The organism is Pseudomonas inefficax, from assembly GCF_032164165.1.
In the GTDB taxonomy this organism is placed as follows: domain Bacteria; phylum Pseudomonadota; class Gammaproteobacteria; order Pseudomonadales; family Pseudomonadaceae; genus Aquipseudomonas; species Aquipseudomonas inefficax.
In genome coordinates this window covers 2,734,646-2,758,796 of the sequence record NZ_CP134401.1, presented here as the reverse complement: position 1 = coordinate 2,758,796, position 24,151 = coordinate 2,734,646, and the positions used below count along the sequence as shown (strand labels likewise).

The 24,151-nt window shown below is 61.3% G+C and carries 20 protein-coding genes and 1 rRNA gene; 17 read left to right on the top strand and 4 right to left on the bottom strand.

Going from position 1 to position 24,151, the window contains the following annotated elements:
* Positions 1–113: 113 nt before the first annotated feature.
* The 3 genes from RIN61_RS12395 to RIN61_RS12385 all read right to left on the bottom strand — a co-directional run bounded on the left by RIN61_RS12395 (position 114) and on the right by RIN61_RS12385 (position 4,634).
* A 16S ribosomal RNA gene (locus tag RIN61_RS12395) occupies positions 114–1,650 on the bottom strand.
* Between the two features lie 567 nt (positions 1,651–2,217).
* A complete protein-coding gene (locus RIN61_RS12390; RefSeq protein WP_207878727.1) occupies positions 2,218–3,438 on the bottom strand; it encodes a CaiB/BaiF CoA transferase family protein in 1,221 nt (406 codons plus the stop codon).
* A gap of 14 nt (positions 3,439–3,452) precedes the next feature.
* Positions 3,453–4,634 (bottom strand): acyl-CoA dehydrogenase, encoded by a 1,182-nt coding sequence (locus tag RIN61_RS12385; RefSeq protein WP_112251756.1) that lies wholly within the window; start codon positions 4,632–4,634, stop codon positions 3,453–3,455.
* A 161-nt stretch (positions 4,635–4,795) separates the two neighbouring features.
* On the opposite strand from RIN61_RS12385, the gene RIN61_RS12380 reads away from it, so the two are divergent.
* The 10 genes from RIN61_RS12380 (at position 4,796) to RIN61_RS12335 (ending at position 14,610) form a co-directional block, all read left to right on the top strand.
* Complete coding sequence (locus tag RIN61_RS12380) at positions 4,796–5,695, top strand: LysR family transcriptional regulator (RefSeq protein ID WP_112251755.1); 900 nt, start codon at positions 4,796–4,798, stop codon at positions 5,693–5,695.
* A gap of 437 nt (positions 5,696–6,132) precedes the next feature.
* A complete protein-coding gene (locus RIN61_RS12375) occupies positions 6,133–7,254 on the top strand; it encodes a Re/Si-specific NAD(P)(+) transhydrogenase subunit alpha (RefSeq protein ID WP_112251754.1) in 1,122 nt (373 codons plus the stop codon).
* A gap of 11 nt (positions 7,255–7,265) precedes the next feature.
* The gene (locus RIN61_RS12370; protein ID WP_003256966.1) at positions 7,266–7,580 is read left to right on the top strand and encodes an NAD(P) transhydrogenase subunit alpha part 2; all 315 of its coding nucleotides are present in this window, start codon (positions 7,266–7,268) and stop codon (positions 7,578–7,580) included.
* A gap of 2 nt (positions 7,581–7,582) precedes the next feature.
* Positions 7,583–9,019, top strand: coding sequence for an NAD(P)(+) transhydrogenase (Re/Si-specific) subunit beta (locus tag RIN61_RS12365; protein ID WP_015268505.1), 1,437 nt, complete (start codon positions 7,583–7,585; stop codon positions 9,017–9,019).
* Between the two features lie 186 nt (positions 9,020–9,205).
* Entirely contained in the window at positions 9,206–10,699 is a 1,494-nt protein-coding gene (locus RIN61_RS12360; protein ID WP_112251753.1) for a succinyl-CoA:acetate CoA-transferase ScpC, read from the top strand.
* Between the two features lie 382 nt (positions 10,700–11,081).
* Positions 11,082–11,297, top strand: a complete 216-nt coding sequence (locus RIN61_RS12355) for a DUF1127 domain-containing protein (RefSeq protein ID WP_112251752.1) — start codon at positions 11,082–11,084, stop codon at positions 11,295–11,297.
* Between the two features lie 306 nt (positions 11,298–11,603).
* Positions 11,604–11,921: a DUF2388 domain-containing protein gene (locus RIN61_RS12350; protein WP_112251751.1), complete on the top strand. Its 318-nt coding sequence runs from the start codon at positions 11,604–11,606 to the stop codon at positions 11,919–11,921.
* Between the two features lie 85 nt (positions 11,922–12,006).
* Positions 12,007–12,300, top strand: a complete 294-nt coding sequence (locus RIN61_RS12345; RefSeq protein ID WP_112251750.1) for a DUF2388 domain-containing protein — start codon at positions 12,007–12,009, stop codon at positions 12,298–12,300.
* 37 nt (positions 12,301–12,337) lie between these two features.
* Positions 12,338–12,658: a DUF2388 domain-containing protein gene (locus RIN61_RS12340; RefSeq protein ID WP_003256970.1), complete on the top strand. Its 321-nt coding sequence runs from the start codon at positions 12,338–12,340 to the stop codon at positions 12,656–12,658.
* Entirely contained in the window at positions 12,655–14,610 is a 1,956-nt protein-coding gene (locus tag RIN61_RS12335; protein ID WP_313857365.1) for a DUF7844 domain-containing protein, read from the top strand. The genes RIN61_RS12340 and RIN61_RS12335 overlap by 4 nt, the downstream gene beginning before the upstream one ends.
* Before the next feature lie 126 nt (positions 14,611–14,736).
* Here RIN61_RS12335 and RIN61_RS12330 read toward each other — a convergent pair whose 3' ends face one another.
* Positions 14,737–15,138 (bottom strand): GFA family protein, encoded by a 402-nt coding sequence (locus tag RIN61_RS12330; protein ID WP_112251748.1) that lies wholly within the window; start codon positions 15,136–15,138, stop codon positions 14,737–14,739.
* 267 nt (positions 15,139–15,405) lie between these two features.
* Between RIN61_RS12330 and RIN61_RS12325 the strand changes: the two genes are divergently transcribed.
* The 7 genes from RIN61_RS12325 to RIN61_RS12295 all read left to right on the top strand — a co-directional run bounded on the left by RIN61_RS12325 (position 15,406) and on the right by RIN61_RS12295 (position 24,148).
* A complete protein-coding gene (locus RIN61_RS12325) occupies positions 15,406–16,713 on the top strand; it encodes a CitMHS family transporter (RefSeq protein WP_015268498.1) in 1,308 nt (435 codons plus the stop codon).
* A 71-nt stretch (positions 16,714–16,784) separates the two neighbouring features.
* Positions 16,785–17,555, top strand: coding sequence for a TerC family protein (locus RIN61_RS12320; protein ID WP_112251747.1), 771 nt, complete (start codon positions 16,785–16,787; stop codon positions 17,553–17,555).
* A gap of 281 nt (positions 17,556–17,836) precedes the next feature.
* Complete coding sequence (locus RIN61_RS12315; protein WP_112251746.1) at positions 17,837–19,495, top strand: Na/Pi cotransporter family protein; 1,659 nt, start codon at positions 17,837–17,839, stop codon at positions 19,493–19,495.
* 30 nt (positions 19,496–19,525) lie between these two features.
* The gene (locus tag RIN61_RS12310; RefSeq protein WP_112251745.1) at positions 19,526–20,926 is read left to right on the top strand and encodes a M16 family metallopeptidase; all 1,401 of its coding nucleotides are present in this window, start codon (positions 19,526–19,528) and stop codon (positions 20,924–20,926) included.
* Positions 20,927–21,087: 161 nt separating this feature from the next.
* A complete protein-coding gene (locus RIN61_RS12305; RefSeq protein WP_112251744.1) occupies positions 21,088–22,110 on the top strand; it encodes a DUF5924 family protein in 1,023 nt (340 codons plus the stop codon).
* Between the two features lie 116 nt (positions 22,111–22,226).
* Entirely contained in the window at positions 22,227–23,360 is a 1,134-nt protein-coding gene (locus tag RIN61_RS12300; RefSeq protein WP_112251743.1) for an ABC transporter permease, read from the top strand.
* The gene (locus RIN61_RS12295) at positions 23,357–24,148 is read left to right on the top strand and encodes an ABC transporter ATP-binding protein (protein ID WP_112251742.1); all 792 of its coding nucleotides are present in this window, start codon (positions 23,357–23,359) and stop codon (positions 24,146–24,148) included. Before RIN61_RS12300 ends, RIN61_RS12295 begins: the two co-directional genes overlap by 4 nt.
* Positions 24,149–24,151: the final 3 nt, after the last annotated feature.

The following is a 24,151-nucleotide window of genomic DNA, read 5'->3' as shown; positions in this document are numbered from 1 at the left end:
GAAATCAACATTCGAAGCGAATGCTCATTTCCGAGTTCTGACCAGGAACAACGTCTTCAACCATGAATCAAGCAATTCGTGTGGGAGCTCATCAGTAGGCTGATGTCGTCGATTAAGGAGGTGATCCAGCCGCAGGTTCCCCTACGGCTACCTTGTTACGACTTCACCCCAGTCATGAATCACACCGTGGTAACCGTCCTCCCGAAGGTTAGACTAGCTACTTCTGGTGCAACCCACTCCCATGGTGTGACGGGCGGTGTGTACAAGGCCCGGGAACGTATTCACCGCGACATTCTGATTCGCGATTACTAGCGATTCCGACTTCACGCAGTCGAGTTGCAGACTGCGATCCGGACTACGATCGGTTTTGTGAGATTAGCTCCACCTCGCGGCTTGGCAACCCTCTGTACCGACCATTGTAGCACGTGTGTAGCCCAGGCCGTAAGGGCCATGATGACTTGACGTCATCCCCACCTTCCTCCGGTTTGTCACCGGCAGTCTCCTTAGAGTGCCCACCATAACGTGCTGGTAACTAAGGACAAGGGTTGCGCTCGTTACGGGACTTAACCCAACATCTCACGACACGAGCTGACGACAGCCATGCAGCACCTGTGTCAGAGCTCCCGAAGGCACCAATCCATCTCTGGAAAGTTCTCTGCATGTCAAGGCCTGGTAAGGTTCTTCGCGTTGCTTCGAATTAAACCACATGCTCCACCGCTTGTGCGGGCCCCCGTCAATTCATTTGAGTTTTAACCTTGCGGCCGTACTCCCCAGGCGGTCAACTTAATGCGTTAGCTGCGCCACTAAAATCTCAAGGATTCCAACGGCTAGTTGACATCGTTTACGGCGTGGACTACCAGGGTATCTAATCCTGTTTGCTCCCCACGCTTTCGCACCTCAGTGTCAGTATCAGTCCAGGTGGTCGCCTTCGCCACTGGTGTTCCTTCCTATATCTACGCATTTCACCGCTACACAGGAAATTCCACCACCCTCTACTGTACTCTAGCTCGCCAGTTTTGGATGCAGTTCCCAGGTTGAGCCCGGGGCTTTCACATCCAACTTAACGAACCACCTACGCGCGCTTTACGCCCAGTAATTCCGATTAACGCTTGCACCCTCTGTATTACCGCGGCTGCTGGCACAGAGTTAGCCGGTGCTTATTCTGTCGGTAACGTCAAAACAGCAAGGTATTAGCTTACTGCCCTTCCTCCCAACTTAAAGTGCTTTACAATCCGAAGACCTTCTTCACACACGCGGCATGGCTGGATCAGGCTTTCGCCCATTGTCCAATATTCCCCACTGCTGCCTCCCGTAGGAGTCTGGACCGTGTCTCAGTTCCAGTGTGACTGATCATCCTCTCAGACCAGTTACGGATCGTCGCCTTGGTGAGCCATTACCCCACCAACTAGCTAATCCGACCTAGGCTCATCTGATAGCGCAAGGCCCGAAGGTCCCCTGCTTTCTCCCGTAGGACGTATGCGGTATTAGCGTTCCTTTCGAAACGTTGTCCCCCACTACCAGGCAGATTCCTAGGCATTACTCACCCGTCCGCCGCTGAATCAAGGAGCAAGCTCCCGTCATCCGCTCGACTTGCATGTGTTAGGCCTGCCGCCAGCGTTCAATCTGAGCCATGATCAAACTCTTCAGTTCAATACTGCTTGGGTTTTTAAGAAACCCTAAACTTGGCTCAGCAATCTCAAATGACTATGTGATTTCTCGCATGGCCACTTGTGATGCTGATAATCTTTGTGACTATCAGTCCGTACTCACAAGCACCCACACGAATTGCTTGATTCGATTTGTTAAAGAGCGTTTGGTTAAGAGCCTTTCGTCTCAACCGAGGCGCGCATTCTACGCTTTCCTCATTTGCTGTCAAGCGTTTATTTTGAAGTTTTTTGCGAGAAACTCGTTTAGCTTCAAACACTTGACTCGCTGCGATCTCTCGTAGCGGGAGGCGAATCATACAGCGTTTAAAAGCGCTGTCAACCATCATCTCAACCACTGCGATCTAGCGACCGAAGCACTTCCGATACTACCTGAACCGCCTAACCAATTGATTTTCAAGAAGTTTTGCGCTTCGACTACGTCGGAAGTGGGGCGCATTATAAGGGGATTCGAAACCGCGTCAACCCTTAATTTCGAGAAACCCCGATATCGCTGAAAAGCAAAACGGGGAGGCCTGACGGCCTCCCCGCTTTTCATCAAGGCCAAACGCCCTTAAAGCACACCAGTACTGCGCAGCCGCTGCACCTCACCTGCATCCAGCCCCAATACGCCCTCCAGCACAGCCTCGGTATGCTCACCCAGCAGCGGTGGCGCGCGACGGTACTCAACCGGCGTCTCCGACAGCCGTATCGGGCTCGCCACCTGCGGCACACTCCCCGCCAACGGATGCGGAATACTTACCGCCAATCCGCGCGCCAGCACCTGCGGGTCCTGGAACATCTGCGCCAGGTCATTGATAGGGCCGCACGGCACCCCTGCTGCCTCCAGTTGGCTCACCCACTCCGCCGTGGTCTTGAAGACCGTGGCCTGGCGAATCAAAGGAATCAGCTCGGCCCGGTTGGCCACCCGCATCTTGTTGGTAACGAAACGCGGGTCGTCCGCCCATTGCGGCTGCCCGGCCACCTCGGCGAACTTGCGAAACTGGCTGTCGTTGCCCACGGTAAGGATGAAGTCGCCATCCGCGGTCGGAAAATCCTGATAAGGCACGATATTGGGGTGCGCATTACCCAGGCGACGAGGAGGGTTGCCCGTGGTCAGATAATTCATCGCCTGGTTCGCAAGGCAGGCCACCTGCACATCCAGCAACGCCATGTCGACATGCTGGCCCACCCCAGTCTGCTCGCGATGGGCGAGGGCAGCGAGGATTGCCACAGTTGAATACAACCCGGTAAGGATATCAGTCAGCGCCACCCCGACCTTGACCGGCCCCGCACCCTCTTCACCCTCCGGGCGGCCGGTCAGGCTCATCAGCCCGCCCAGCCCCTGGATCATGAAGTCATAACCCGCGCGCTTGGCATAAGGCCCGGTCTGGCCAAACCCCGTAATGGAACAATAGATAAGCCGCGGGTTGATCGCCTTCAGGCTCTGGTAGTCCAGGCCATAGGCAGCCAATCCGCCTACCTTGAAGTTCTCGATGACGATATCGGACTTCGCCGCCAGTTCACGCACCAGGCGCTGCCCCTCGGCCTGGGTGAAGTCGATGGTCACCGAGCGCTTGTTGCGGTTGGCCGACAGGTAATAGGCCGCCTCACTGGTGTTCTCACCCTCGGCATCCTTGAGGAAGGGCGGCCCCCACGAACGGGTATCGTCTCCACTGCCAGGGCGCTCGACCTTTATCACATCGGCCCCAAGGTCAGCGAGAATCTGGCCAGACCATGGGCCGGCCAACACGCGAGAAAGGTCCAGCACCCGCAGATGTGATAGCGCGCCCATGGGCTGGCTCCTTATCAATAGAAGGCCTGGATACCAGTCTGCGCACGCCCCAGGATCAGCGCATGCACATCGTGGGTACCTTCATAGGTGTTGACCACTTCTAGGTTGACCAGGTGGCGGGCCACGCCGAACTCATCGGAAATACCATTGCCACCCAGCATGTCACGCGCCATACGGGCAATATCTAGCGCCTTGCCGCAGGAGTTGCGCTTCATGATCGATGTGATCTCCACCGCAGCCGTGCCTTCGTCCTTCATCCGCCCCAGACGCAGGCAGCCCTGCAGCGCCAGGGTAATCTCGGTCTGCATGTCGGCCAGTTTCTTCTGGATCAGCTGGTTGGCAGCCAATGGACGGCCGAACTGCTGACGGTCCAGGGTGTATTGACGCGCGGTGTGCCAGCAGGCTTCCGCGGCGCCCAGCGCCCCCCACGAGATGCCATAGCGGGCGGAGTTCAGGCAGGTGAACGGGCCTTTGAGGCCGCGTACATCCGGGAAGATGTTTTCCTCTGGCACGAAGACGTTGTCCATGACGATTTCGCCAGTGATCGAGGCGCGCAGGCCGACCTTGCCGTGGATCGCCGGCGCACTGAGGCCCTCCCAACCCTTTTCCAGGACAAAGCCGCGGATATCACCCGCATCGTCCTTGGCCCATACCACGAATACATCGGCGATCGGGCTGTTGGTGATCCACATCTTGCTGCCGGTCAGGCGGTAGCCGCCCTCGACCTTCCGGGCACGAGTGATCATCGAACCCGGGTCGGAGCCGTGGTTAGGCTCGGTCAGGCCGAAGCAACCGATCCATTCACCGCTAGCCAGTTTGGGCAGGTACTTCTGCTTTTGTGCCTCGGTACCGAACTCGTTGATTGGCACCATCACCAGCGACGACTGCACGCTCATCATCGAACGGTAGCCGGAGTCGATACGCTCTACCTCGCGAGCAATCAGGCCATAGCACACGTAGTTCAGGCCACTGCCACCGTATTGCTCGGGAATGGTGGCGCCCAGCAACCCGACCTCGCCCATTTCACGGAAGATCGCCGGGTCGGTCTGCTCATGACGGAAGGCCTCGAGCACGCGCGGGGCCAGCTTGTCCTGGGCGAACTGATAAGCGCTGTCACGCACCATGCGCTCTTCTTCAGTGAGCTGCTGATCTAGCAGCAGCGGGTCGATCCAGTTGAAGCTTGCTTTACCGGCCATGAGCGAAATCCTCGAAATAGTGGGCAGTTTCTTGTGCCTTTGAGCCTAGGCCTGATCGTCCGCCGGGACAAACGAGGATTGCGCACCAATTAGTGATAATTTGTCACTTCGTAAATCGGCAAAACGCCATATTGACAGCCTGACGAGTGAGGTTGACGTACATGCGTCGCAAGATACCCAGCACCGCCGCCCTGGTATGCTTCGAGGCAGCGGCGCGCAACGAGAGCTTTACCAAAGCCGCCCAGGAACTTGCCCTGACCCAAGGCGCCGTCTGTCGGCAGATAGGTGGCCTGGAAGCTTTCCTTAATGTGGAACTGTTCCGTCGCTCGCGCCGCGGCGTGAAGCTGACCGAAGCCGGCCTGTCCTATAGCCGGCAGGTGGCCGCCCAACTGGACGCGGTAGAGCGCGATACCTTGTCGGTAATGCGCCAGCAGGGCGCCAACGTGATCGAGCTGGCCGTCGTGCCCACCTTCGGTACCCAATGGCTGCTACCGCGCCTCAAGGACTTCCAGCAGCGCCACCCGGAGGTCACCGTCAACCTCACCAACCGCACCCGGCCATTCCTGTTTGCTGACACCACCTTCGATGCCGCTATCTATTTCGGCGATGCCGACTGGTCCGGCACGCAGTCGCACCGGCTGATGGGGGAAAACCCGGTACCGGTGTGCAGCCCAGCGCTGCTGGCCGGGCAGGGCGAACTCGACGCGCTGCGCATTGCCCAATTGCCACTGCTGCAGCAGAGCACGCGCCCCTATGCCTGGCGGCAATGGTTCGGCAGCGTCGGCATGAATGTGGAACGCGACATGACAGGCCCGCGCTATGAACTATTCTCGATGCTCGCCCAGGCGGCCATGCATGAGATGGGCATCGCCCTGATTCCGCCGTTCCTGATACAGCGCGAGTTGGAGGAGGGTAGGTTGGTGGTCGCTAACAGGCATGCCCTGAGTAGTGACAAGGCCTACTATCTGATGATTCCGGAGCGCAAGGTTGAGTCGGCTTCGCTGCGCGCCTTCCGCGACTGGCTGGTAAGCCAGGCGCAGGCGTACACGGCCAAGACATGACAGAGCACGACAAAGCTGACCTCGTAGTCAATTATTTTTAACACCTACAGATATATGTATTTGTCGCATCCACATAAACTGTTATGCAGATGCAAAAATCCCCTTTAACCCTGCTTACGGCGCGGCTTTGCCGGTTATTTTGCGACATTCACAAAGCCATAAGCGAATTGACCGCAAATTTTTTGTTTTTTTCTCCTAATCTGCCAATAGCCCATGTTTGACGGGCCGCAGCCCGACTGTTGCGACATACGGTCACAGGGTGACTTGTAGTTTTAACTTCGTTTCGCTTCAGAACTGGTTGAAGGCCCCTGGCTTCGTCTGCAAAATGCTTCGCCCGCCCGGGATTCGGCGGGTCGGCGCTCCACAGCCGCCCCAGCGCACCATCCGAAGTGTGCTGGCTTTTACAAAGACAAAAGGTCACCGCAGGAGAAATAGTCGTGCACATTGGTGTTCCTCTCGAGACGCAGACCGGTGAGACAAGGGTCGCTGCGACCCCGGAAACCATCAAGAAACTGATTGGCCAGGGCCATCAGGTCACCGTCCAACGGGGGGCAGGGCTCAACGCCAGCATTCCGGACAGTGCCTATGAGGCCGTGGGCGCTTCCCTGGGGAGTGCAGCCGATGCCTACGGTGCCCAATTGGTGCTTAAAGTGGTCGCCCCCAGCGACCAGGAACTGGCCCTGATCAACAGTGGCAGCCTCCTGGTGGGCATGCTCAACCCCTTTAACAGTGAGCTGATCGGCAAGATGGCCGAGCGCGGCATTACCGCATTCGCCCTGGAAGCCGCGCCGCGCACCTCGCGGGCGCAGAGCCTGGACGTGCTGTCGTCGCAGGCCAACATCGCCGGCTACAAGGCGGTGTTGCTGGCTGCTCATCACTACCCACGATTCATGCCCATGCTGATGACCGCCGCCGGCACCGTAAAAGCCGCGCGCGTGCTGATCCTGGGCGCGGGCGTTGCCGGCCTGCAGGCCATTGCCACGGCCAAGCGCCTGGGCGCGGTGATCGAGGCGTCCGACGTACGCCCGGCCGTGAAGGAGCAGATCGAATCGCTGGGTGCCAAGTTCATCGACGTACCCTACGAAACCGATGAAGAGCGCGAGTGCGCCGAAGGTGTCGGCGGTTACGCCCGGCCGATGCCGGCAAGCTGGATGCAGCGCCAGGCCCAGGCCGTGCACGAGCGCGCCAAGCAGGCGGATATCGTCATTACCACTGCTCTGATCCCGGGGCGCAAGGCACCGACCTTGCTCAGCGCCGAAACCGTAGCGCAGATGAAGCCTGGCTCGGTGGTCATCGACCTCGCAGCAGCCCAAGGCGGCAACTGTCCACTGACTGTCGCCGACCAGGTGGTACAGGAGAACGGCGTGATCATCGTCGGCCCGACCAACCTGCCGGCCCAGGTGGGCGCCGATGCCTCGGCGCTGTATGCACGCAACCTGCTGGACTTCATGAAGCTGCTGTTCGACAAGGACGGCGCGCTGGTCATCAACCTCGAAGACGATATCGTCGCGGCCTGCCTGATGTGCCGTGATGGTCAGGTCGTCCGTAAGAACGGCTAAGGAGCACGACAATGGAAGACATGCTGATATCCCATGGCATCTACAACCTGATCATCTTCGTGCTGGCCATTTATGTGGGCTACCACGTGGTGTGGAACGTTACCCCGGCGCTGCACACGCCGCTCATGGCCGTGACCAACGCCATCTCCGCGATCGTCATCGTCGGCGCCATGCTGGCCGCCGCCCTGACGGTGACACCGGCCGGCAAGCTCATGGGCACCCTCGCAGTGGCGCTGGCCGCGGTCAACGTGTTCGGTGGCTTCCTGGTCACCCGTCGCATGCTCGAGATGTTCAAGAAGAAAACCAAGAACGAGGCGCAGAAGTAAGCATGAGCATGAATCTGGTAACGCTCCTCTACCTCGTCGCCTCGGTGTGCTTCATCCAGGCGCTCAAGGGCCTGTCGCACCCGACTACCTCGCGGCGCGGCAACCTGTTCGGCATGATCGGCATGGGTATTGCCATCGTCACTACGGTCGGCCTCATTTACAAGCTTGGGGCCGAGCTTGCTACCGCCGGTATCGGCTACGTTCTCGTGGGCCTGCTGGTCGGCGGCACCGCCGGATCGATCATGGCCAAGCGGGTCGAGATGACCAAGATGCCGGAACTGGTCGCCTTCATGCACAGCATGATCGGCCTGGCTGCGGTGTTCATCGCCATAGCCGCGGTGCTGGAGCCGCAATCGATGGGCATCGTTGCCGCCATGAGCGACCCGATCCCCACCGGCAACCGCCTGGAACTGTTCCTCGGCGCAGCCATCGGTGCCATTACCTTCTCCGGCTCGGTCATCGCCTTCGGCAAGCTGTCGGGCAAGTACAAGTTCCGACTGTTCCAGGGCGCACCGGTACAGTTCGCCGGCCAGCACAAGCTGAACCTGATCCTCGGCCTTACCACTATCGCCCTGGGCCTGCTGTTCACCTTTACCGGCCACTACAGCGCCTTCACCCTGATGCTGGTTTTGGCCTTCATCATGGGCGTGCTGATCATTATTCCGATCGGGGGCGCCGACATGCCGGTGGTGGTGTCAATGCTCAACAGCTATTCGGGCTGGGCAGCAGCCGGTATCGGCTTCTCGCTGAACAACTCGATGCTGATCATCGCAGGCTCCCTGGTCGGATCGTCCGGTGCCATCCTTTCGTACATCATGTGCAAGGCGATGAACCGTTCGTTCTTCAACGTCATCCTCGGTGGCTTCGGTGGTGATACCGATGCTGGCGCGGCGCAGGGCTCCAAAGAACAGCGCCCGGTGAAGTCCGGCTCGGCCGACGATGCCACCTTCCTGCTCAGCAACGCCGACAGCGTGATCATCGTCCCAGGCTATGGCCTGGCGGTGGCTCGCGCCCAGCATGCGCTCAAGGAACTGACCGAGAAGCTGAGCCACAACGGCGTGACCGTGAAGTACGCGATCCACCCGGTGGCGGGCCGCATGCCCGGGCACATGAACGTGCTGCTGGCGGAGGCAGAAGTGCCATACGACCAGGTGTTCGAGATGGAAGACATCAACGCCGAGTTCGGCCAGGCCGATGTGGTGCTGGTACTGGGCGCCAACGACGTGGTCAACCCGGCGGCAAAGAACGATCCGAAGTCGCCGATCGCAGGCATGCCGATCCTCGAAGCGTTCAAGGCCAAGACCATCATCGTCAACAAACGCTCGATGGCCAGCGGCTATGCCGGCCTGGACAACGAACTGTTCTACCTCGACAAGACCATGATGGTGTTCGGCGACGCCAAGAAGGTCATCGAAGACATGGTGAAGGCGGTGGAGTGACAACGGCCGCTGCAAACCAGCAGATATGAAGGAAGCCCCGGTCAGAATCTGCCGGGGCTTTTCTTTTATTGATCCGGATCAACGGCTCTATTCCAAGGCTCCTCATACGACCATGGTCGTGGGACGGCAGGGGGCGAAGTCTCTAGACTGCGCTGCAGTAGTTTCAGTAGCCCGAGATAACAATCCATGTACCGTGATCGTATCCGCTTGTCCTCCCTGCACAGCAAGGTAATGAGTGCGGCTGATGCCGCTGGTCTGATCGAGGACGGCATGACCGTCGGCATGAGCGGTTTCACCCGCGCCGGCGAAGCCAAGGCCGTACCACATGCACTGGCCGAACGTGCCAAGCAGTCGCCACTGAAAATCAGCCTGATGACCGGCGCCAGCCTGGGCAACGACCTGGACAAGCAACTGACCGAGGCTGGCGTACTGGCTCGCCGCATGCCGTTCCAGGTCGACAGCACCCTGCGCAAGGCCATCAACGACGGCCAGGTGATGTTCATCGACCAGCACCTGTCGGAAACCGTCGAGCAGCTGCGCAACCAGCAGCTGAAGCTGCCGGACATCGCGGTCATCGAAGCCGTGGCCATCACCGAGCAGGGCCACATCGTGCCAACCACCTCGGTGGGCAACTCGGCCAGCTTCGCGATCTTCGCCAAGCAGGTAATTGTCGAGATCAACCTCTCGCACAACACCAACCTCGAAGGCCTGCACGACATCTATATCCCGACTTACCGCCCGACCCGCACGCCAATCCCGCTGGTCAAGGTCGACGACCGTATCGGCAGCACCGCCATCCCGATCGACCCGGCCAAGATCGTCGGCATCGTCATCAGCGACCAGCCAGATTCGCCGTCCACCGTATTGCCGCCGGATGACGAAACCCAGGGCATTGCCGACCACCTGATCAACTTCCTCAAGAAAGAAGTCGAAGCTGGCCGCATGACCAACAAGCTTGGCCCGCTGCAGGCCGGTATCGGCAGCATCGCCAACGCAGTGATGTGCGGCCTGATCGAGTCGCCGTTCGAAGACCTGACCATGTACTCCGAAGTACTGCAGGACTCCACCTTCGACCTGATCGATGCCGGCAAACTGAGCTTCGCCTCGGGCAGCTCGATCACCTTGTCGACCCGCCGCAACGCCGACGTGTTCGGCAACCTGGAACGTTACAAGGACAAGCTGGTACTGCGCCCGCAAGAAATTTCCAACCATCCGGAAGTGGTCCGTCGCCTGGGCATCATCGGTATCAACACCGCGCTGGAGTTCGATATCTACGGCAACGTCAACTCCACCCATGTCTGCGGCACCAGGATGATGAACGGCATCGGCGGCTCGGGTGACTTCGCCCGTAACGCACACCTGGCTGTGTTCGTCACCAAGTCGATTGCCAAGGGTGGCGCGATTTCCAGCGTGGTGCCGATGGTCAGCCATGTCGACCATACCGAGCACGACGTTGACATCCTGGTCACCGAGCAAGGCCTGGCCGACCTGCGTGGCCTGGCGCCACGTGAGCGCGCCCGGGCGATCATCGACAACTGTGTGCACCCGGACTATCGCGCAGCGCTGAATGACTACTTCGATCGCGCCTGCCAGCGTGGCGGCCATACCCCGCACATCCTGCGTGAAGCCCTGAGCTGGCACGAGAATCTGGAAGAAACCGGGCGCATGCTGGCTAGCTGATCCAGTTGTGGTACGGAACGGCGGCCCTGCTTCCGCTGTTCCGGTCTTTATCCTTGTGATCCTGGGGCCGCTTTGCGGCCCTTTCGCGACGCAAGGCCGCTCCTACAGGCCAGCATTACAGTGTTTTGTAAAAAACTGTACTACTGTACTGGTTGCTTTTAGCTCTTCCGCCCGAAAAATCTCTTCACCGAAGCCATAACGCACCAAACAAGTGCGGACCAGTACAGTTGCGCCTATTTCGAGTGCAACAGTAGGGTTACACAGTTAACTGGACCATCGTCTTTCAACCGAACTGTATCTACTGTTATGGACGACAGAGGAGGATCATTGGCATCAGTTAAATCACTACCTAATCCCGCCATAAGCGGAAGGATGAAGCATCATGGAACGTACCCTCAGTTCCGGTCTGGTTTTCGAAAGCAACGCCCAGCAGTCCAACACTTCGCTGCCGCTGCGCGCCCTGTCTACCCTGCTGCTGTGGCAGCGCCGTATGGCCAGCCGCCGTCAACTGGCTCGCCTGGACGCCCGCCTGCTGGCTGACGCTGGTATCAGCGAGTCGCAGCGTTACGAAGAGCTGAGCAAGCCTTTCTGGCGCTAAGCTCCGGCTTGCCGGCTTCGGCCGGCACCGCGAATTCCCAAAACCCGTTGCAGGTGACTGCGACGGGTTTTTTGTTTGCAGACGGCACGCCAGAGCCTTTCGCAGGTACACGTGTACAGTTTCTAAAATCTAAAAAACGGCCAGAACAGTTTATTAGCGCGCTGTTCATTAACATCCAGAAACACCGGCGCGTGATACGCTTGGCGTAACAGTCTGGTAGAACGCACTGTTGAAAAGTACCGCGACGAGCTGTGCGAGCGTCCGATAAAGCAGAACCACCCGACCCTAGTCCAGGAGTCCACGATCATGTCCCGTAAATACCTGATTGGCGCCGCCCTGTTGCTGAGCCTGGCCGGCACCGCAAACGCCACCAGCTTCGTTGTCACCACCGACGCCGTCGTTGGCGCGGTAGCCGCGTCCACCGATGCAACATCCGATATTTCCTCCTCGTTCCGTGACGACAAGATCGTCCAGGCCGCCCGTGACGACGCCGCCAGCTTCGTTGGCAGCCAGGGCGACATCCGTGGTGCCAAGCTGGAAAGTGCTTTCCTGCACATCCGCTCGCAGATGCCAGCCCTGCAGGCCAGCGACGCACAACTGGCCCAGGCCATCCTGGCGCTTTGACACTGGCTGAGCAGTTCGGCTGTGCTGGCCACCAGCACAGCCTTATCCACCTTTGCCACTCACGCTTACAGCTGTTGTAGAGCCCATGCGTTATCTGTTGCCGTTGCTGTTCTCCGTTGTTGGCATGGCCAGCGCCCATGCCATGGATACCACTACGCAAAGCCTGGTCATCACAGGCTATGTCACCAGCCAGGTCACCACCGCACCGTTCGACCGCAAACTGGTCCGCCAGGCCCAGGACGATGCCGCGGCCTTCGTCGCCAGCGACGGCCAGATCCGCGGTGCGCGGCTGGAGGCGGCGCTGGAATCATTACGCCACAATTACGCTCGGCATACCGTCGGCGATCTGGAACTGGCGCAGGCAATTCTCGTCCAATAACTACATCTGACTCCCTGTATTTTTTCGGAGATGCTCCATGCGTAAACCGCTGATTGCCGCTACCCTCGGCATGCTGCTGCTGGCCGACCTGGCCCAGGCACAGACCCTGGTGGCCACCAGCAATATCATCGTGCGGGCCTTTGGCCGTTCGATCGATTTCACCTCTGACACCACCACCTCGATCCGCGATTCCAAAGTGGTGCGCGAAGCCCATGACGACGCCGCCAGCTTTGTCGCCAGCAACGGTGACATCCGTGGCGCCCAGCTCGAGGCCGCCTTCAACACCCTGCGCGAGCGCGTGCCGCAAGCGCGCGACGCCAGCGACCAGGTACTGGCTGAAGCCATCCTCGCGCTGTGAACCGCGTGCGCGCCTGGCTGCTCGGCTGCGCCCTGACGCTGCTCGGCACGCCCGCCCTGGCCGACCTGCAGCTCGAGCTGCAGGCGTCCGGCCTTGACTCGCAGCAGGCCCAAGCCACTCAGGCTCTGCTCGACGAAGCCATGGGCAAGCTGCCCCCTCGCTTCAAGCAACAGCTGAACCGCCGGGTGCGGGTCAGCTGGAGCGACAACATGCAGGCCGACGCCTATGGCCAGGCATCGCTGGTATCTACCCTCGAACTCAATCGCCGCCTGCTGCCCAGCCTCACCGATGGCAGTGCTGCCACCGAGCGCACCAACCGCCCGCATGGCACGGTGCGAGAAGAACTGCTGGCCACCGTGCTGCACGAACTCACCCATATCTACGACCGTGCCCGGCTGTGGCCCAGCGCCGAGAACGCGCTGATCGCCCGTTGCAAGCGCCAGCAAGGTACGTTGGGCAAAGTCGGCCTGCCAGAAGCCTGCCGTGGCCAGGCCGAACGCCGCTTCACCCTCAGCGACGACCCGCGCCTGCTCGACCTGGCCGGCTGGCAGCAGTACGTGGGCCGACGCGGCGAGCGCGAGCAGCACAACGGCCAGTTCGTGCGCAGCCCCGACAGCTATGAACTGAGCAGCCCCAAGGAGTACATCGCGGTCAACATGGAGTACTTCCTCCTCGACCCGAGCTACGGCTGCCGCCGTCCGGCGCTGAACCAGTACCTGCGCGAACACTTCGGCTGGGCACCGCAGCAGGACAGCTGCGCCAAGGGCCTGCCGTTCATCAATGCCGGCAGCGACTTCGCCCGCCAGCCTCTGGGCGAAATCGACCCCGAGCGGGTCTATGAGGTGGACTACCTGCTGGCCGAAGCCAACCAGAACCTGGTCAGCCGCTGGGGCCACAGCATGCTGCGCCTGGTGATCTGCAAGCCGGGCCGCCCACGCGGGCCGGAATGCCGCCTGGACCTCGACCAGAGCCTGGTGCTGTCGTACCGAGCCTTTGTCAACGATGTGCAGCTTTCCAGCTGGGACGGCCTGGTCGGCGCCTATCCCTCGCGCCTGTTCGTGCTGCCGCTGGGCCAGGTGATCGACGAATACACCAAGACCGAATTGCGCAGCCTGGCGTCGGTGCCCTTGCGGCTCAACCGCGAGGAGATCGAGAACCTGGTGCGGCAGGCCGCCGAAATGCACTGGAGCTACGACGGCAACTACTGGTTCCTGTCCAACAACTGCGCAGTAGAGTCGTTGAAGCTGCTGCGCAGCGGCACCGCCAACCCACGCCTGAACGACCTCGACAGCATCATGCCCAATGGCCTGCTGGCCGTGCTCAAGGGCAGGGGCCTGGCCGACACCAGCGTGCTCGACGACCCCCGCGAGGCGCTGCGCCTGGGTTATCGCTTCGATTCTTACCGCGACCGTTACCAGGCCATGTTCGAGGTATTGAAGAAGCAGTTGCCAATCAAGCAGGCCAAGGTCGAAGACTGGCTGGCCCTGGATGCCGAACAACGGCGGGGCTGGTTCGCCCAGGCCGACCTGCGCACCAGCGCCGCCTTGCTGCTGCTTGAGCAGGCCAGCTTGCGCCGGCAACTGCTGCTGGCCCAGGACGAGGTCAAGCAGCGCTACCTGAACGCCGCTGCGCTGAACGATGGCAGCGTCAGCAAGGCCGATGCGACCCTCAGGCAGATGCTTGCCAACAGTGGCTTCCTCAGCCGCCCGGCAGAGTTGCTCGACAGCAAGGGCTACGGGCTGCCTCAGCCGCAGGAGCGCAAGCACCTGGAGCAGGTCAGCAGCGAGCGGCAAGCGCAGTTGCTGCGCTTGAGCACGAGCCTGGACAAAGAGGTGAGGGCACTGCTGGAGCCGTCGCGGGCCAGGGAGATTGCAGCGGTGGAAGCCAATGTGAAGCAGGTGGGCGAGCATCTGCGGGCATTGCACAAGGCTGCAGGAGGCCTGCAGTTGTAAGTACGGCTGTACCGGCCCTATCGCCGGCAAGCCAGCTCCCACAAGACCACCACAGGTCTGAAGGTGGTGGGACACCTGTGGGAGCTGGCTTGCCGGCGATAGGGCCAGCAGCACCAACACAATCTCTTACAGGTTCTCCTCCGCCTCCGAAGGCAGATTTTCATCCAGGTGAAGCCAAGGCAACCGGCTACCCACCCAGATATGCCGGCTGGCCCGCACCCGTTCCGGGTAGTCCAGCGTCGCTACCGTCACATCCACCGTCTCCGGGCTGTGCGTTGTCACCAGCGCCACATGCGCCCCGCAATGCCCACAGAAGTACCGGCTGCAGCTGGCCGGTGCCACATAGCAGTTCGGCTCGCCTGCCAGCCACCGGAACCCCGAGCGGGGCAGGGTGAGCCAGGTCACCACCAGCCCGCCGCTGACCCGCCGGCAGATCGAACAATGGCAATGGGCAATGTCCGTCAGGTCGCCCTCCAACCGATAACGCAAGGCGCCACAATGGCAGCCACCCTCGGTCACATCCTGCATCACCTACCTCTCGTCGCCTTTGCTTCGGCGAAAGCTGGCTGAAAGCTTGCCCTCATAGGATAGCCCCCACTACCGGCACAAGACCGGTCAGCCAGGGCACCCGGTAACCACCGCGCCCGGCCCAATCAACAACAACAATGGTGATTCTGATGTATTCCTGTGCCCGATTTTCCGTAGCCTCCCTCCGCATGCTCCACGCACAGCGCCAAACGCGCTGATCCGCCCGAATCGACTTTCCTTTCGCCGCGCCACGCCTGGAGTATTGCCATGCTGACCTTCCTCGGCTTTGCCATGGTCATCACCTTCATGTACCTGATCATGACCAAGCGCCTGTCGGCCTTGATCGCGCTGATCCTGGTACCGATCCTGTTCGCCCTGTTCGGCGGTTTTTCCGCCAAGATCGGCCCGATGATGCTCGAGGGCATCAGCAAGCTCGCACCTACCGGCGTGATGCTGATGTTCGCCATCCTCTACTTCGCCCTGATGATCGACTCCGGCCTGTTCGACCCGGCCGTGCGCAAGATCCTCAAGCTGGTCAAGGGTGACCCGCTGAAAGTCTCGGTCGGTACCGCAGTACTGGCCCTGGTGGTCTCGCTCGACGGTGACGGCGCCACCACCTACATGATCTGCTGCGCCGCCATGCTGCCGATGTACAGCCGCCTGGGCATGAGCCCGCGGATCATGGCCGGCCTGATCATTCTCGCCGGCGGGGTGATGAACATGACCCCCTGGGGTGGCCCGACCGCCCGCGCCGCCAGCGCACTGCACGTGGACCCGTCGGACATCTTCGTGCCGATGATCCCGGCCATGCTGTTCGGCGTGCTGGCGATCCTGGCCATCGCCTACATGTACGGAAAGCGCGAACGTGCCCGCCTGGGCGAACTGCACCTGCCCACCGACGACATCGACCACAGCGAAATCACCGTTTCGCAGTACCCGGACGCACGCCGGCCAAAGCTGCTGTACTTCAACGGTGCCCTGACCGCAGCCCTGATGGTCGCGCTGATCGCCGGCGTGCTGCCGTTGCCGGTGCTGTTCATGATCGCCTTCAGCATCGCCATGATCGTCAACTACCCGTGCCTGCAGCAGCAGAAAGACCGCATCGCCGCCCACGCAGGCAGCGTGCTGGCGGTCACCGGGCTGATCTTCGCCGCTGGCATCTTCACCGGCATCCTGTCGGGCACCGGCATGGTCGACGCCATGTCCAAGAGCCTGCTGTCGGTCATCCCCGAGGCGCTGGGCCCATACCTGGCGGTGATCACCGCGATCGTGAGCATGCCGTTCACCTTCTTCATGTCCAACGACGCCTTCTACTACGGCGTGCTGCCGGTGCTGGCCGAAGCTGCCAGCCACTACGGCATCAGCCCGGTGGAAATGGCCCGTGCGTCGATCGTCGGGCAGCCGGTACACCTGCTCAGCCCCCTGGTACCCTCCACCTACCTGCTGGTGGCCCTGGCCGGCATCGAGTTCGGCGATCATCAGCGCTTCACCTTGAAGTGGGCAGTGCTGGTGTGCCTGTGCATAATGCTCGCCGCGCTGCTGATGGGCATTTTTCCGCTGTTCAGTAGTCTTTAATAAACGCGTATTTCCCTAACGCAACGCGCCCTGATACGGGCGCGTCGCCTTTACCGTTCGAAGGAAAACAAATGGAATGGCTGACCAGCCCGGAAATCTGGGTTGCCTTTTTTACCCTTACCGCGCTTGAGATCGTCCTCGGTATCGACAACATCATCATGATCTCGATTCTGGTCAGCCGCATGCCCAAGCACATGCAGCCGCGCACCCGGATCTTCGGCCTGGCCCTGGCCATGGTCACCCGTATCATGCTGCTGCTCTCGATCACCTGGGTCATGCGCCTTACCGCCGACCTGTTCGTGGTCCTTGGCCAGGGCATCTCCGGGCGTGACCTGATCCTGTTCTTTGGTGGCCTTTTCCTGCTGTGGAAAAGCTCGCAAGAGATCTACCACGGCCTGGAAGGCGAGGACGAGAACGCGGAAGAACCCAAAGGCGCAGGTGGCAAGTTCTTCTATACCATCATCCAGATCGCCATCATCGACATCGTGTTCTCGCTGGACTCGGTGATCACTGCAGTGGGCATGGTGTCCCACGTACCGGTAATGATCGCCGCGATCATCGTCGCCGTGCTGGTGATGATGCTGTGCGCAGGCGCCATCAGTGACTTCATCGACAAGCACCCGTCGCTGAAGATGCTCGCACTTTCTTTCCTGATCGTGGTCGGTACCGTGCTGATCGCCGAAGCTTTCGACGTGCATGTGCCGAAAGGCTACGTCTACTTCGCCATGGCGTTCTCGCTGGCAGTGGAAGCCATCAACATTCGCATGCGCACTGCCTTGGCCCGCAAGAACGGCAAAGAGCATGACCCAGTGAAACTGCGCAAGGACATTCCGGGTCAATAAGATCAGGAAGTGCAGGATATAAAGGGCCCTTCGCAGGGCCCTTTTCATTTTTGGATGACTGGAATGCAGCTTTTCTGTGCCGACCTCTTCGCGGGTAAACCCGCTCCCACAGGCCGCACAGAAATCATTCATTTCCCGTGTGTTTCAAATAAATGGCAGCCATGCGAAGCTGGCGACAGCTGCGCAAAACAACTAAAGCTTTGAGTGAGCACTGAAAATTCTTCAAACGCTCACGCTTCGTCTCTTGGCCCTCTGGGCCAATGCATCAGGGGGCCGTCGCCATGCTGACCCTGCTCAACCTGCTCTCGGCCGTTACGCTTCTGGTCTGGGGCACCCACATCGTGCGTACCGGCATCCTTCGGGTATTCGGCTCGAGTCTGCGGCGCATCATCAGCCAGAACATGAGCAAACGCCCGCTGGCGTTCGTCGCCGGCATTCTGGTCACTGCCATGGTGCAAAGCAGCAATGCCACAGCCATGTTGGTCACCTCATTCGTCGGCCAGGGGCTGATGGCCATGACTCCGGCCTTGGCGATCATGCTCGGCGCCGATGTGGGTACCGCCCTGATGGCCCGGGTGCTGACCTTGGACCTGTCCTGGCTGTCGCCTCTGCTGATCTTCCTGGGTGTGATCTTCTTCCTCTCGCGCAAACAGACGCGGGCCGGCCAGCTGGGCAGGGTAGGCATCGGGCTTGGCCTGATCATCCTGGCGTTGGAGCTGATCGTGCAAGCAGCTACGCCGATTACCCACGCCCAGGGCGTGAAGGTGCTGTTCGCTTCGCTGACCGGCGACATCATGCTCGACGCCCTGGTCGGCGCACTGTTCGCCATGATTTCCTATTCCAGCCTGGCCGCCGTGCTGCTCACCGCGACGTTGGCCGGTGCCGAAGTGATCAGCCTGCCGGTGGCCATCGGCCTGGTGGTTGGCGCCAACATCGGCAGCGGGCTGCTGGCCTTCATCAGCACCAGCATGCAAAACGCCGCCGGGCGCCGCGTGGCACTGGGCAGCTTGCTGTACAAGCTGATCGGCCTGCTGCTGATCATCCCCGTGCTGCACCCGCTGGTGGGCTGGATGGACTCACTGAGCTTCAGCGCACAGGAGCTGGTCATCGGCTTCCATCTGCTCTACAACACGCTGCGTTGCCTGATCATGCTGCCCACGGTCAAACCCATGGGCCGGCTGTGCAACAGCCTGCTGCCCGAACGGGAAAACGGCAACGGCCAGATCCGCCCGCGCCATCTCGACACCTCGGCGCTGGAAACCCCCAGCCTGGCCTTGGCCAACGCCTCCCGCGAAACCCTGCGCCTTGGAGATATCGTCGACAGCCTGCTCGAAGCCATGCTCGCGGCCCTGCGCGGCACCCAGGCCGCCCTGCCGCAACAGGTGCGCGCCTTGGGCGAGGATGCCGAAGCCCTGTATAGCGCGATCAAGCTTTACCTGGCGCAGATGACGCGTGAAGACCTTAGCGAGCAGGACAACCGCCGCTGGGCAGAAATTATCGAACTGGCGATCAACCTCAAGCTGGCCTGCGACCTGATCGAGCGCATGCTGCGCAAGGTGCAGCAGCAGAAAACCAGCCAGCGCCGGGAGTTTTCCCAGGTGGGCCTGGAAGAGCTGACCGGCTTGCAGGAACAGCTGCTGGCCAACCTGCGCCTGGGCTTGTCGGTGTTCCTCAGTGCCGACCCGGAAAGCGCCCGCCTGCTGCTGCGGGAAAAACGCCGTTTTCGCGCCCAGGAACGGCGCCTTGCCCACGCCCATGTCAGCCGCCTGCAGCGCAAGGTAGTGCAAAGTATCGAGACCAGTTCGCTACACTTGGAGCTGATCGCCGACATGAAACGGTTGAACTCTTTGTTCTGTAGCAGTGCCTATGTGGTACTGGGCGGCTCGGACACGGGCGGGCTGATGCTCGACAGCGTGCCGGACGAAGCCCGTTTGCCGTGATTTCGCCTACCTGAGGACCCAAGCTCGCCCATGCGTTGCCTGATGTTCGTTTGCCTGCTGATCTGCAGCCTGCCCTCGTTCGCCCTCGACCGCTCGCGGGTTGAAGGCTACCTGTTGCCCAATGGCCTTCAGGTCATCCTGAAAAACGGCTATGAACGTGACCATGTGGCGATTCGCCTGGTGGTCGGCGTCGGCCTGGATGACTTCAATTGCGAGCAGAAAGAGCTGCCGCACCTGCTCGAACACCTGCTGTTCAGCGGCATCGACGCAACCGGCGAGGGGGGCCTGGAAGAGCGCCTGCAATCGTTGGGCGGCGAGTGGAACGCCTATACCAGCAGCGCCGACACCACCTTCGTCATCGAAGCCCCGGCGCGCAACCAGCGCAAGGTTCTCGACCTGCTGCTGGCAGTGATCCATGACACCCGCATCGATGCCAAGGCCCTGGCCACTGCCAAGCGCATCATCGAGCGTGAGGATGGCGGCCACTATGGCCATCTGCAGCGCTGGCTCGACCGCCAGGACATCGGCCACCCCGCCAGTGACCAGTTGGCCACCGAACTGGGCCTGAAATGCCCGGAGCGCTCCAACCTCGACGACATGACCCTGGAGCAGGTGAACACCTTGCGTGACCGCTGGTACGCGGCCAACAACATGACCCTGATCGTGGTCGGCGGACTCGACCGCCTGCTGCCGGCCTATCTGGAACGCACCTTTGGCGAACTGCCCGCCACCGAGCCGGAGGAACGCCGCACCCTGGAAAGCATCGGCCAGCAAGCTGAACAGCGCCGCGACCTGACCCGCGGCTGGTTAGGTGACAGCGTCAAGCTGCACTGGTTGTTCGTCGAGCCAGTGCTGGACAACGACCACCAGGCCACCCTCGACCTGCTGTCGCACTACCTGGACTGGGCGCTATACGACCAACTGCGCCTGCGCAACGGGTTGTCCTACGGCCCCTCGGCAAAACGCGAGAGCTTTGGCGACACCGGTCTGCTGAGCCTCAATGCCGACCTGGAGCGCGAGGACATCGACCAGGCGGTCGAGGTGATGCAGAAGTTGTTCGACCACCTGCGCAAGGAAGGACTCGACCCGGACATCTTCGAGCGCATCAAGTACGCCAGCGTCGCCAAGGAAAGCTGGAGCACCCAGGGCAACAGTGCCTTGGCCGACTACTACTGGGGCGCGTTGAACGACTATAGCGACGGGCGCTTCGCCAACCCGGTGCGCAAGTTGCGCCAGGTAAGCCTGGCGCAGGCCAACGAGGCGCTCAAGGAACTGCTCAAGGAAGATGGCTATGTGCGTATCGAAAAACCGTTCCTTGGCTATGATGAGCTCTACGGGCTGGTTGCCTTGCTGTTGGGGCTGATCCTGGCGGCGGGGCTGTTGCGCTGGCGGCGGCATGGTCCGGAAAAGCCGGGCGGTGCTACACGCTAGCGGTGAATCGGCGGTATCCTTTTGCCAGTACCGGCCCCTTCGCGGGTAAACCCGCTCCCACAGGGTTAGTGCAATTCCTGAAAGCTGCACTAACCCTGTGGGAGCGGGTTTACCCGCGAAGAGGCCGGCACAGCCACCCATCCTTTCTGTTGTAGCCCCCAATGCCCCAAATCCCCCACATCGTCCAGCGCATCATCGAACTGCTCAAACGCTACCCCGGCATCATCGCGCTCGGCGGTTTCCTATCCGGCATCGGCAGCTTCATCCTGGTCGACCGCCAGGCTGGCCTGGCCAGCTGGATAGCCGTGCTCATGCTGGTCAGCTGGCTCTGGCTGATGCTGGAAAACACCCTCACCGGCCTGTTCGCGCGCACCTTCAACCGCGAAATACCACAGCCATTGCTGCGCTACGCGACGCAGATGATCCACCAGGAATCATTGTTCTTCGTACTGCCGTTTTTCTTCATCACCACCACCTGGAACAGCGGCCAGCTGGTGTTCACCGGCCTGCTCGGTGCCGCCGGGCTGATTTCGATCATCGACCCGCTGTACTACAAATGGCTGGCACCGAGGCGCTGGCTGTTCCTGGCGCTGCATACCCTGACCCTGTTCGCCGCCCTGCTGACTGCACTGCCAATCATCCTGCACCTGACCACTGCGCAAAGCTTCAAGCTGGCCCTTATCGCAGCCATGGCCCTGTCGTTCCCCAGCCTTGTCAGCAGTTTCCCGATCAACAACTGGCGCCGCGCCGTGGCCCTGGTGGTGGTCACCCTGTCGGTCGGCGGCGGGGGCTGGCTGCTGCGCTCCTGGGTGCCACCAGCGACCTTGTGGATGACCGAAGTGGCGGTCAGCACCGAAGTACTGAACCGCCAGCCGGGCGACTCGCTGGACGAGATTGCCGCCAGCCGCATCCGTAGCAGCGGCCTGTACGCCTACACCGCGATCAACGCACCACGCGGCCTGAATGAGCGGATCTATCACGTGTGGCAAAAGGACGGCCAGGAAGTCGACCGTATTGCCCTGGACATCCACGGCGGGCGCAAGGAAGGCTACCGGGCCTGGACCCACAAGCAGAACTTCCCGCCGAACCCGGTGGGCAAGTGGCAGGTGAGGGTGCTGACCGAGGATGGCCAGGTCATCGGCGTGCTGCGCTTCAAGGTGGTCGACGAAGCGCCCGCGGGGTGAGTGAAAGGGGGCCGCTTTGCGGCCCCCAAGGTCCGTGAAGACAGCACATAATCACCAAACAGCCCATGCCCGCTGCGCTATGATCAGCCCCTAAGCCTTAGCGCCGAGTCAGTAGCATGGAGCCGATGACCACCCCCAGCGCCACCCTGGACACCAGTAGCCAACCGGCCTGCCTGCGCATTACCGGTGACTGGACCTTGGCGCATTACACCAGCCTCAAGCGTGAGAGCGAGCGCCTGCGCGCGCAATACGCTGCCGATACCGTCGCCGACCTCAGCCAACTGGGCCGCCTGGATACCGCCGGCGCCTCGCTGCTGGCCGAACTGCTCGGCTCCGAGCGCCTGTCTCGCTGCACCCACGAACTGCCCGAAGCCAGCCGCGCGCTACTAAAGAACGTCTACTGCTCTGTGCAGGACTACTGCATCCCGGTCAAGGAACCCGAGCGCAACGTGCTGCTGTTGCTGCTGGAACGCATCGGCTGCGCCGTCGGTACCCTGTGGCAAGACACCATGCAGGTACTCGGCTTCGTTGGCCTGATCCTCGAAACCCTGCTGCGCCGGGCCCTGCAACCCCATCGCTGGCGCTTCACCCCGGTCGTGGCGCACATCGAACAGACCGGCCTGGACGCCGCGCCAATCGTCGCCCTGCTGACCTTTCTGGTGGGCGCAGTGGTGGCCTTCCTCGGCGCCACGGTACTGGCCGATTTCGGCGCGACCATCTTCACCGTCGACCTGGTGGCATTCTCGTTCCTGCGCGAGTTCGCCGTGCTGCTGACCGCCATTCTCATGGCCGGCCGCACTGCCAGCGCGTTCACCGCGCAGATCGGCTCGATGAAAGCCAACGAGGAAATCGACGCCATACGCACCCTGGGCCTGAACCCCATGGAGCTGCTGGTGGTGCCGCGAGTACTGGCGCTGTTGATTTCGCTACCCTTGCTGACCTTCATCGCGATGATCTGCGGCATCGTTGGCGGCGCGGTGGTATGCGCGCTGACACTGGACATCTCGCCAGCCATGTTCCTGTCGCTGCTGCAAAGCGACATCGGCGTGCAGCATTTCCTGGTCGGCCTGGCCAAGGCACCGTTCTTCGCCTTCCTGATCGCCGCCATTGGCTGCCTGGAGGGCTTCAAGGTCAGCGGCAGCGCCGAATCGGTGGGCGCGCACACCACCTCGGCGGTGGTGCAGTCGATATTCGTGGTCATCGTGCTGGATGCGGTGGCTGCACTGTTCTTCATGGAGATGGGCTGGTGAATGGCCAGGAACGCGTGATCGAGGCCCGCGGCATCTGCAACCGCTTCGGCCGCCAGAGCGTGCACGAAAACCTCGACCTCGACCTGTATCGCGGCGAGATCCTCGCCGTGGTCGGTGGCTCGGGCAGCGGCAAGTCGGTGCTGCTGCGCAGCATCATTGGCCTGCGGCGGCCCGACGAAGGGCAGATCAAGGTGTTCGGCCAGGACTTGGCCGGCCTGCGCGAAGAGCAGCGTTCGCTGGTCGAACGGCGCTTCGGCGTACTGTTCCAGAAAGGCGCGCTGTTCTCTTCGCTTACCGTCACCGAAAACGTGGCATTGCCGCTGATCGAGCACGCCGGTCTGTCCCGTGCCGATGCCGAGCACCTGGCCGGAGTGAAGCTGGCCCTGGCCGGGCTGCCGATCTCGGCCGCCGACAAGTACCCGGCTTCGCTGTCTGGGGGCATGATCAAGCGCGCCGCGCTGGCCCGTGCCCTGGCGCTGGACCCGGACATCCTGTTCCTCGACGAACCCACCGCCGGCCTGGACCCGATCGGCGCCGCCGCCTTCGACCAGTTGATCCTGACCCTGCGTGACGCCTTGGGCCTGTCGGTGTTCCTCATCACCCACGACCTCGACACGCTGTACACCATTACCGACCGCATCGCCGTGCTGTCGCAGAAGAAGGTCCTGGTGGCCGGTCCGCTGGCAGAGGTCGAGCAGACCAACGACGCCTGGATTCAAGAATACTTTCATGGCCCACGCGGGCGCGCAGCCGAGCAGGCCGCCACCCGTGCCGGGCAGGAGCGCTGAGCA